The following is a 9,024-nucleotide window of genomic DNA, read 5'->3' on the forward strand; positions in this document are numbered from 1 at the left end:
CTTCTCCAATCTTGAACGCCTCCTGGCAACCTGGCGCCGCGCCGCGAAGCCGGGAAAAGATAAGGATAATGCGGTACCGGCTCCGATCGTCCTCGCTGACCAAGCAGATGACAATGCGCCTGTGCGTGATCCGCNAACTGGCCATTTGATCTCACCGGTTNTNGCCGCTNCTCTTTGCATAAAGCCACGGGGTGCGTTGACATCAATCAGGCGCGGAAAGTCGATGCCCTCAAGCAGGGATCAAATGCGTTTGCTGTTTTGCGCAACTTCGCCATGCGGTTTCGCGGTATATTTCGCAGCCGAGCTTCCAGGAAACTCGAAGATTGGATCGATGATGCCATTCATTCCGGGCTCACCTCCTACCCCTTTTTGCTCGCGTTCTTCGCCGTGATATCGATGCCGTCTGCAACGCTGTCGACCTGCCCTGGAGCGATGGTCAAGCGGAAGGTCAGATAAACCGCCTGAAAACGATTAAACGAGCGATGTATGGCAGAGCAGGCCCTGAGCTTCTCAGGGCACGGATGATGCCGATCAAAACGGCCGATCTCCACACAAAGTGAGGAAGACCCAAATATATTTGCAATGACAAACTGACTTGGCGAGTGATGGTCTGTAGACGCGGTTGGGCCACGCCTGAGTCGTCAATCGAGACCTGAGATTTCGTTCCGGTCGCCGACGGAAACACAGCCTTAGGGCGGCCAGTCGAATTGCCGTCTTAAGCGCGTCAAATTCGCCCGTTAAAATTGGCCATTCAGGAACCTGAAATAAGGAGATGGAGATGGCCGGTACCCTGTTTGATCGCGCAGTCTACGTTCAGCGTAAGTATTTCATTGACGAGATCACCAGCCTCGACGAGGTCTTCACTTTTCTCGAAGCTTGGCCGGAGGCAAAGAGAGACCTCGCCTACGACACGCTGTTGAAGGCGTGCCGAGAAGCGGCCAACGGTCGATTTCCAATTGGCGCCGCGCGTGAGAATGTCCGGCGTTTTCTGAAGAAGGCAGGCATGTTGGCCGAGATCGCCGATGTACCGAATTTAGGCCAGCGGATGGCCGACCGAACTATTGGGAACGCCTAAGCTAAGGCGATCGCGAGCAGGCATCGAGCCCACGCAATTGCCATATAGCGTTGGGTCCAGTCGCCAGAAGCAGGAGCCGATGGGTGCGGCATTCGCTTCTCCGCCGGCAATCGCAGCGGTTTGAAAATTCAGTGGCGGGTCACCCTCGAGACAGCGTCCTCTTCGATATTAAGGGGCGCACCAATAAGGATTTCACCGCCTCGGTGCCTCGCAATTGTGAGCGATCCTGTCCTTGCGAGGCTTCTTGCAAAAGCACAAAAAATCTCGGGGGTGGTTATATCCGAGCCCTGGATGGGAACAAAAGACGAGAGGGATGCTCAAAAGCTTCTCGCGACGCGAGGAAATTCTGTTAGCCGTCCTTTGTTCACCTCTTGCACCACGTGCGCGATAGCTCGCTGTTCTACATCAAGGTGATTCATGAGTGCGGATTCCACAAGAGTCGTTGCCTTGCCGAATTGAGACATCGCCTCCGTTAGCCTTGACAGGCTCTCTCTGAAAGCAGCGTGGAGTTCCGACGCGATTATTTTCATCCGGAGAGGATGAGAGCAAAAGCAGAACTTGTCGATGATCTTGCAAACCTCGCAATTTGAAGATCCCTCGGCGATTCCGGCGAAGATCATTTCCGCGCGGACTGTGAGTTCGCCGGGAGACAAGTCATCACAAGAGGTGCCGGTGAATGGAAAGTGTGGCCGTCTACGTGTTAGTGCGAACGCCAGAACTTCGCGCGCCACGGCATAAGAGTCTAATAAAGCGCCTTCGACCAGTGGCCGCGTGAAGTAACCCCTTTGAGGAGCGGATAGAATTTTGCCCTCGGCTGCGAGTCGGATAAGCGCTTCGCGTACCGGAGTTCGGCCAATGTTGAGTTTACAGGCAAGCTCTTGGTCGCTGAGATGCTGTCCCGGCACTAGGGAGTAGCTGTAGAGCAGTTGAAGAACGGCATCGTAGGCAGTGTCAGCCTTCGCGGGCATAGATTCATTAGCTGGTTTCGGAATGCTGATTCCACGACACTGAGGCGCTTTTTCACAGAGCCACATTTTCATCGTCTCCTCTATCGACGTCGTTGTTTAATGCATTTCAATGTGGAGACCTGCAAGACAAATTGAGACCCGGGCGAGAATCCGCCTCGCAATCGCGCGACGGTTCTTGGCTGCAATGCTTAGGCGAGAGCGATTGTCGGCAGAACCTTTTTCATCAAAGCTGCTTCGCCATACGGTGTTCGTACGCGATCAATTTCCTTCCAACCGCTTTTTTCGTAAAGGTATTTCGCGTCCTCTGTTGTGAGGTAAAGGCTTTTGCAGCCGAGGCGCAACGCTTCGTGCTCCAGGCCCTCGATTAACAACGAGGCTATTCCTTTATTGCGGTGAAATGGATGGACGTACAGCGACTTCAGCCACGGGGAAAGATCGGGTCTTCCCTCGAAATCATGCTCACCCAGGGTGATCATTCCTACAGGTTTGCCGTCTTGGGTGGCGATCAATGTTAGCGGCATGGAACTTTTCGTTGCTGCTTCAAACTCGCGTGTTGTCTGCTCGTACGAGCCATCTGATTGACAACCCCATTGTCCGAAAGACCAGCTCGCGCAAACGTGTATTAAATTCGGATATGTTTCCAGATACTCGATCGCTACTGGAGCTCCGGTTTGGATTGGCCTAGCAGTCATAGTGTCTCCATTTTTGCTTGATGTGCGCCGACGTATTGGGTGTGAAACTGCGGAGTTCGAGTAAGCTTAACGAGGTGAGGGCCTAACTTAAAGGGTACTCCATAGCCATAAATCACGGCCGCCCTCAGCGCCCGTGGGACGGCACCTGCAAAACGACGCCCTTTGCGATTCAAGGGATCGGCTTCCTGAACGATTTTCGACAGCGCGTAACTGCTCGACTACAAACCTGCTAAGATCCCCGGCAACGCTGTCATACGGTTGAATATCCTCATAGCACCTGCTTCCATCAATTTTTCCGCATGGCCGGGAGGGCAATGAGAGCCCCCAACGAAGCCAATTACCTTCATCCCGGCCGCCACCGCCGCCTGAATGCCAGCAACGCTATCTTCAATAACGACGCTACTGCCAGCCGGTGTGTTCATTTCCTCCGCTGCAAACAGAAAGAGATCCGGGGCTGGCTTCCCACGCGCAACTTGCGAAGCGCTGAAGACATGGGGCGTAAAACTATCGTGCAGGTCTGTGATCTCAAGTGTCAACCGCAACTTTTCAACATCGCTGCTCGATGCCACGCATTTCGCCCAGCTGATAGCTTCCAAAGCTTGATGAATGCCCGCGACGGCTTTGAGATTGCCCGTATATCGCTTGGCGATCTCCGCCGTCACACATTCATGATGGTCCTTCGGCAGACGGAAGCCGGCCTCAGCTTCTATGATGGAGTAACTCTGCTGATCAGTCATCCCTATGAAGCGACTATTATAAGCATCGGCGGATATAATATACCCACATTTAGCCAAAGCATCGATATGCACAGCCGTCGCGATGATCTCGCTATCGACTAGAACCCCGTCGCAGTCGAAGATCAGGAGTTCTGGGTTTGTCGAAAAGGCCATGCGAGTAATCCTTGTTTAGTAAACGTTCAGGTTCGGCGGGTTGCAGCGCTCGACACATTGTAATCGACGGAAGATTATACGTGTCGAACGGAAGAAAGTCTGAGCGCTTTTCGACATGGTGACTAGGCAGGGTTGTTTGCCGCCCCGGACGGAGGAAGGTCACTGGTCCCAACATTTGAACTTACGCACCGCGGAATATGACGCCGGCCACGGGTTGCTACTGTCGAAAACTACAGGCGCTGCCCCGCATCAACGATTGGTCGCTCTTTGGCGCTCGCTATAGGCACTCTTCCTCGGGCCATGCGGTCGCCAAAATGTAGGGCGAAAAGCGTGGGCTTACCTGGATTTCGGCTTTCTCTCACCCCGCCCGTTGGATGGATGTTGCGATACCCGCTATCTTCGGACCCAGCTTATAAAGAGCCTTCCAAACCTTGTGAAACGCCTCTGCGTAAAGCTTCATCACTTCAGCATCATTGGGCGGGGCGATCTCGGAAACGTAAAACATCGTATCCAAGAGTTGTGCCGTGTTTGGAAAATCGGCGGCTCTCCAATCGTCGCGGATGTCTGGGAGATATTCGAAGACGGGCTTCGTAAGCCAAACCCAGATGGGCACGCCTTCGGCCTGCAGCGATTTGACCACAAAGTCCCTTGCAGCCGGGCCTGGCCCGAAGCCGAGTGCCTCAGGTTCGATACGTAGGGGGAAGTTGAGCATTGATTGATTGCAGTCAGACGGATTGAAAAGCGGAAATATACCTGCAAGCTCCCGAATCATCTCCCACAAAATTCTTCCATTGTCTCTTCGGATTTGGAGTTGCGTGTCCAGCATTTCGACCCGAAGCTTCGCTATTGATGAGGAGAATACGTTGGGTCTGTAGTTATATCCTTGGGAATAGGGTGAGAATATTCGCTCGCCATTTCGGGATGAGCTCGTCAGCGATACGCTATCCACGTGTGCAATGAGGTTGGAGTCGTCGGTAATGACAAACCCTAGTTCGCCGGCACCAAGGTGCTTGGCGCCGTTTCCGGAAAGAGCGAGTGCGTCGGCATCAACATGGGCCCCGTTGACGATCGCTTTGGCGGCTCCGATCGATTGACAGACGTCGTCGATCACCGCAATGCCTTGAGCACGCGCGGCAGATCTCGCATCGGGAACAAGAACATTGTTGCCGAAGAGGTGGGTGATGAGAACCGCAGCGACGTCTGGTCCGAACTTTTCGGTGGCCGCCCCTTGATCGATCCCAGCTAAGTTCATGTCGACGTCAACGAAGACCGGCTTGAGACCACTGATTGCAATTGGCCCAACCGCTCCAGGCCAATTCAGCGCCGCGGTAACCACGCGCTCCCCTCGCTTCTTGACGTAGTCGAGTTCGATGTGGATGGCCGCCGTACCACTGCCCACGGCGCGCACCTGCCACTTCCCGGTCCAGCTTGCAAGATTTTGTTCCAACTCGCTCACAATCGGATGGTTAACCCGATGATATCGTCCACCATCTACAACTCCGCGAAGAGCATCCAAATGCTTCTTTTCTGCGGCTGGCCAAGGTGTGATACGCCCCTGGGGGACAACAGGCTCTCCACCGAAGATGGCGAGCTTCACGTCGGAGAAAAGACCTCTTCTATTGCTGGCCTCGAGACCTGGTGCGGTATGTCCGTTCATTTACTGCTCCGATCATTAATCATTGAATCGCTATCACCGTGTATGAGATTTGGAATACTCTAGTGTGCTTTGCTTGGCGTTCACCGGCTAAAGTGAAGTATATTATAAAATATATTTTCCGATCATCCGCGGTTCGCTGTATATTCTCGTGTCCGCTTATGTATATCAGGATGCGCCCGTTGCGAAAAAGTCCGACATCCAGGCGGCGTCCGGATCACGGCCTGTAGGAAAGCTTCAACTGTTTTTTATTGGTTACCCACACCAATTGAGGACATTGGATCGAAGGAGGTTTGAACGGCGAGGCCGCAGATTTCCTTTGGCGGCTTTATGCCGATAAAAGGTCTGGAAAGAATGGTGCATATTGCCAGTTACAATCCCATAGTTCTCCAAAGCGCCCCGAGCGACGGTCGAGCCTCAGCTAGTCAATAGACGGCGCGAGCAACCGAATTTCGACGAAAGTGGATTTGATGCAATGGATTCGATGATAAAAAGACTGGAACTTCAACGGATTGGAAAAAGTGCAGGCACCTCTAACGATTGTAATAAGAGCGATGGCGCCAACCGTATGCCGGCCCAAAAGCTGATTTCAACCGGGACCTTGGGGCCTGCAAATCGGGGCCGGTTGCTCCAGGCCTTGTACGACATGGGAGCATCTAGCAGAGCGGATTTGGCACGCTTTACGGGTGTAAATCGAGGAACTATCGGTGGGATTGTGCAGCCCTTGATCAATCAGGGCATCCTTGCGGAAGGAGAGGTGATACCTCCTAGTGAGGCTGGCGGAAAACCGGCTACTAAGTTGTGGTTCTCAAAGAACGCAAGGCCGATCTGCGCGGTCCTCCTGACGCACAATCGTGTGCGTTCGTGCTTAGTCTCTCTGGATGGCGAGATTTATGCACAGCATGCCACCGATTTCCCCAAGGATCTAAAAGACGCCTCCGACGCATTTCGGATTGTCAGCACTTGTGTCGAAGAGACCATCTCATCTGCTAACTTACCGATATTAGGGATCGGTGTTGCGGCTGCAGGAATGATCAATACGGAGACAGGTTCAATTGTGACTGTCAGTCTCGCTCCATATTTTGATGGATTTCCGGTAGGAACAGAGTTGGCCGAAAGATTCGGAGTTAATACGTGTGTCGACCAGGACACCAGAGCTTTGCTCGTTGGCGACCGTTGGTTTGGGCAAGGACGTGGCCGGAGAACCTTCGCGGTGGTCTATATTGGTGAGGCTTTGGGTGGGGCGCTGTACCTTGATGGGCATCCTTATCGGGGACCTGCGGGTGCAGGCGGCGAAATCGGCCATACCATCGTGCAACTCAATGGCCATGTGTGCCAATGCGGCCGACGCGGATGTTGGGAAACAATCGCCAGCTTGAGGTGGTTAAGGGACGAGGCAAGAGCCAGGGGGCTGCAGCAACCTCACTTGTTGAATGCGGGCCGATTGTTGACTTTGGCCGGTGGCGGCGTCAAGGGCGCAAAGGAACTACTTCAAGAATATGCGTTCAACATTTCGGTTGGATTGGCGAATCTTCAGCACTTAATGGCGCTCAATTGCATTATTCTTCATGGGGATGTCGTACGCGGAGGAAAAACGATGCTCAATCTCATTGAAGGAAGCTTCCGAGAATTGGTATTCCATCGCCCGGATGAAGAGATTACCCTCGCCTTTGGCGATAGCGAAGACGTGGCAGCCCTGCGCGGCGCCGCCAGTCTCTTTCTTTCTGAATTGCTCAATTTCGTCATCTGACCGATGAATGGTCAGATGCGTCGACCGACATTGGTGCGGCTAGGTCGAGCGTCTCGTGCACAAGAAAGACGGATGACGTGTCGATTTCGGATCCACTCAAGCCTGCCAGGCATACGTCAACCGTCAGTCCCTTGCGCCTGTTCAGTAGGAGACGCGTCATGTCCGCCCGGACGTCGACATCGATTCTCTTTACATTATCACCGGGTTTGTGACTTTCTTGAAATTGGCGGGTGCGTCGGGGTTGTAGCCACGCGAGCGCGACCAGGCTTCAACAAAAACGTAAAATGGAAGCACCAGCGCCAGCGCGTCGGTGATCGGGTGGCCGGTCTCGACGAAGGGCAGGGGCTTTGCCCTCGTCGCCCGCGCCGACGTGATATGCACAATCGCGCCCTTGGCACTCAGGGCATCGGCAATCTCGGCGACCGAGCCTTCGGCGGCGTCGCGGGCGGCAAGCGCCAACCCTGGGAAGCGGGTGCCGACGAGTGCGACGGGTCCATGCAGCCGCGGAAAAGGCTTCGGCATGAATCCGGTCGTCTCCTTGAACTTCAAGGCCGCTTCGCTGGCGATCGCTAGTGCCGGCCCGCGACCCAACACATAGATGGAATCGGCGTCACCCGCGTCGGCGGAAAATTCCAGCCATTCGAGCTTCACCGCTTCGGCAAAGTGCCTGGGTAGATCCGCCACCGCGCGTTTCAGCGCAGCGTCTCCCGCCCACTCGCTTAGTGACCTTGCCCCCAAGTTTTATCCAGTTTTGAGTTCGCTCCAGCGGTTTTTGGTTGCTGCATTTATGGCCGGAAGCGGCGGGTTGCGGTGCGGAGCCATTTCGGCTGCGCAGCACCGCATCACGTCGCGGGTCGATGGTCTGAGCGAACTCGGCAGGTGTCAGCCAGCCGAGGCCGGAATGCGGTCGGTGATCGTTGTAATCGCTGCGCCAGTTTGAAAGCGCTGATCGAGCATGGGCCAGTGACGAGAAGAGGGTTTCATTCAAGAACTCGTCTCGCAGCCGCCCATTGAAGCTTTCAATGAAGGCGTTCTGGATCGGTTTGCCCGGCGCGATGTAGTGCCAATCCACCTTGGCTCGGTCCGTCCATTGCAGGATCGCGTTGCTGGTGAACTCGCTGCCGTTGTCGCTGACAATCATCCTGGGTTTGCCGCGCTCCTCGATGATCCGATCCAGCTCACGGGCAACGCGCAGACCGGAAAGCGATGTATCGGCGACGAGGCCCAGGCATTCTCTGGTGCAATCGTCTACGACCGTCAGAACCCGGAACCTGCGTCCATCGGTCAGTTGATCCGACACGAAGTCCAGCGACCAGCGTTCATTGGCTGCCATCGGGATCAGCATCGGTGCTCGTGTGCCTATCGCTCGCTTCCGCCCGCCGCGCTTGCGCACGGTGAGCTTCTCCTCCCGATAGAGCCGGAAGAGCTTCTTGTGGTTCACAAGCCGCCCCTCGTGTCTGAGCAGCACATGAATGCGTCGATAGCCGAAGCGACGGCGTTCATGTGCCAACGTTTTCATGCGCTCGCGAAGATCATGATCATCGTCGCGCCTCGTCTCATAACGGACCGTCATCGGCAAAAGCCGCTGGCTTTACACGCCCGCCGTTCGCTCATCCCATGTTGGCTCATCAGATGCGCGACAGCGTTCCGCTGGGCTGCGGGCGTCACCACTTCTTTCCCAAAAGGTCCTTCAAAGCGGCATTATCGAGCATCGCATCCGCCAGAAGCCGCTTCAGCCTGCTATTCTCGTCCTCCAGCGTCTTCAGCCGCTTGGCTTCAGACACCTCCATGCCGCCGAATTTGGCTTTCCACTTATAGATGCTGGCATCGCTGACGCCGTGCTTGCGGCAAAGCTCCGNGACTGGCGTGCCCGCCTCGTGCTCCTTCAGAATGCCGATAATCTGTTCGTCTGTGAAACGGCTGCGCTTCATTCCCTGGTCCTCTCAATGGGCCAGAGCTTACTTCAAAATGGATTATTTCAACGGGGCAAGGTCA

General features: G+C 54.9%; 6 protein-coding genes and 2 pseudogenes. 2 read left to right on the forward strand and 6 right to left on the reverse strand.

Translation table 11 applies throughout. From position 1 onward, the window contains the following. Positions 1-778: 778 nt before the first annotated feature. Positions 779-1,075, forward strand: coding sequence for a DUF982 domain-containing protein (locus tag A3C3_RS0136530; RefSeq protein WP_028740316.1), 297 nt, complete (start codon positions 779-781; stop codon positions 1,073-1,075). Positions 1,076-1,392: 317 nt separating this feature from the next. Here the strand turns inward: A3C3_RS0136530 and A3C3_RS0136535 are convergent, their stop codons facing one another. The 4 genes from A3C3_RS0136535 to A3C3_RS0136550 all read right to left on the reverse strand — a co-directional run bounded on the left by A3C3_RS0136535 (position 1,393) and on the right by A3C3_RS0136550 (position 5,282). Then, the gene (locus A3C3_RS0136535) at positions 1,393-2,109 is read right to left on the reverse strand and encodes a GntR family transcriptional regulator (protein WP_022719415.1); all 717 of its coding nucleotides are present in this window, start codon (positions 2,107-2,109) and stop codon (positions 1,393-1,395) included. A 122-nt stretch (positions 2,110-2,231) separates the two neighbouring features. Further along, complete coding sequence (locus tag A3C3_RS44795) at positions 2,232-2,735, reverse strand: GNAT family N-acetyltransferase (RefSeq protein WP_022719416.1); 504 nt, start codon at positions 2,733-2,735, stop codon at positions 2,232-2,234. Between the two features lie 218 nt (positions 2,736-2,953). Continuing rightward, a complete protein-coding gene (locus A3C3_RS0136545; protein WP_022719417.1) occupies positions 2,954-3,625 on the reverse strand; it encodes an HAD family hydrolase in 672 nt (223 codons plus the stop codon). A 358-nt stretch (positions 3,626-3,983) separates the two neighbouring features. Beyond that, the gene (locus A3C3_RS0136550) at positions 3,984-5,282 is read right to left on the reverse strand and encodes a DegT/DnrJ/EryC1/StrS family aminotransferase (protein WP_022719418.1); all 1,299 of its coding nucleotides are present in this window, start codon (positions 5,280-5,282) and stop codon (positions 3,984-3,986) included. 472 nt (positions 5,283-5,754) lie between these two features. Between A3C3_RS0136550 and A3C3_RS0136555 the strand changes: the two genes are divergently transcribed. Continuing rightward, complete coding sequence (locus tag A3C3_RS0136555; protein WP_022719419.1) at positions 5,755-7,029, forward strand: ROK family protein; 1,275 nt, start codon at positions 5,755-5,757, stop codon at positions 7,027-7,029. Positions 7,030-7,218: 189 nt separating this feature from the next. Here A3C3_RS0136555 and A3C3_RS40805 read toward each other — a convergent pair. Both A3C3_RS40805 and A3C3_RS42360 read right to left on the reverse strand, forming a co-directional pair. Continuing rightward, positions 7,219-7,764 (reverse strand): annotated as a pseudogene (locus A3C3_RS40805) (SIS domain-containing protein); the annotation flags it as partial. Between the two features lie 6 nt (positions 7,765-7,770). Beyond that, a pseudogene (locus A3C3_RS42360) lies at positions 7,771-8,960 on the reverse strand (IS3 family transposase). Positions 8,961-9,024 lie beyond the last annotated feature (64 nt).

This window comes from Rhizobium mongolense USDA 1844 (genome assembly GCF_000419765.1).
In the GTDB taxonomy this organism is placed as follows: domain Bacteria; phylum Pseudomonadota; class Alphaproteobacteria; order Rhizobiales; family Rhizobiaceae; genus Rhizobium; species Rhizobium mongolense.

What these genes read in the sequence shown, in the direction of transcription:
- A3C3_RS0136550 (WP_022719418.1), bottom strand. Translation starts at nt 5,282, where the DNA reads ATGAACGGACATACCGCACCAGGTCTCGAGGCCAGCAATAGAAGAGGT.
- A3C3_RS0136545 (WP_022719417.1), bottom strand. Translation starts at nt 3,625, where the DNA reads ATGGCCTTTTCGACAAACCCAGAACTCCTGATCTTCGACTGCGACGGG.
- A3C3_RS0136530 (WP_028740316.1), top strand. Translation starts at nt 779, where the DNA reads ATGGCCGGTACCCTGTTTGATCGCGCAGTCTACGTTCAGCGTAAGTAT.
- A3C3_RS0136535 (WP_022719415.1), bottom strand. Translation starts at nt 2,109, where the DNA reads ATGTGGCTCTGTGAAAAAGCGCCTCAGTGTCGTGGAATCAGCATTCCG.
- A3C3_RS0136555 (WP_022719419.1), top strand. Translation starts at nt 5,755, where the DNA reads ATGGATTCGATGATAAAAAGACTGGAACTTCAACGGATTGGAAAAAGT.
- A3C3_RS44795 (WP_022719416.1), bottom strand. Translation starts at nt 2,735, where the DNA reads ATGACTGCTAGGCCAATCCAAACCGGAGCTCCAGTAGCGATCGAGTAT.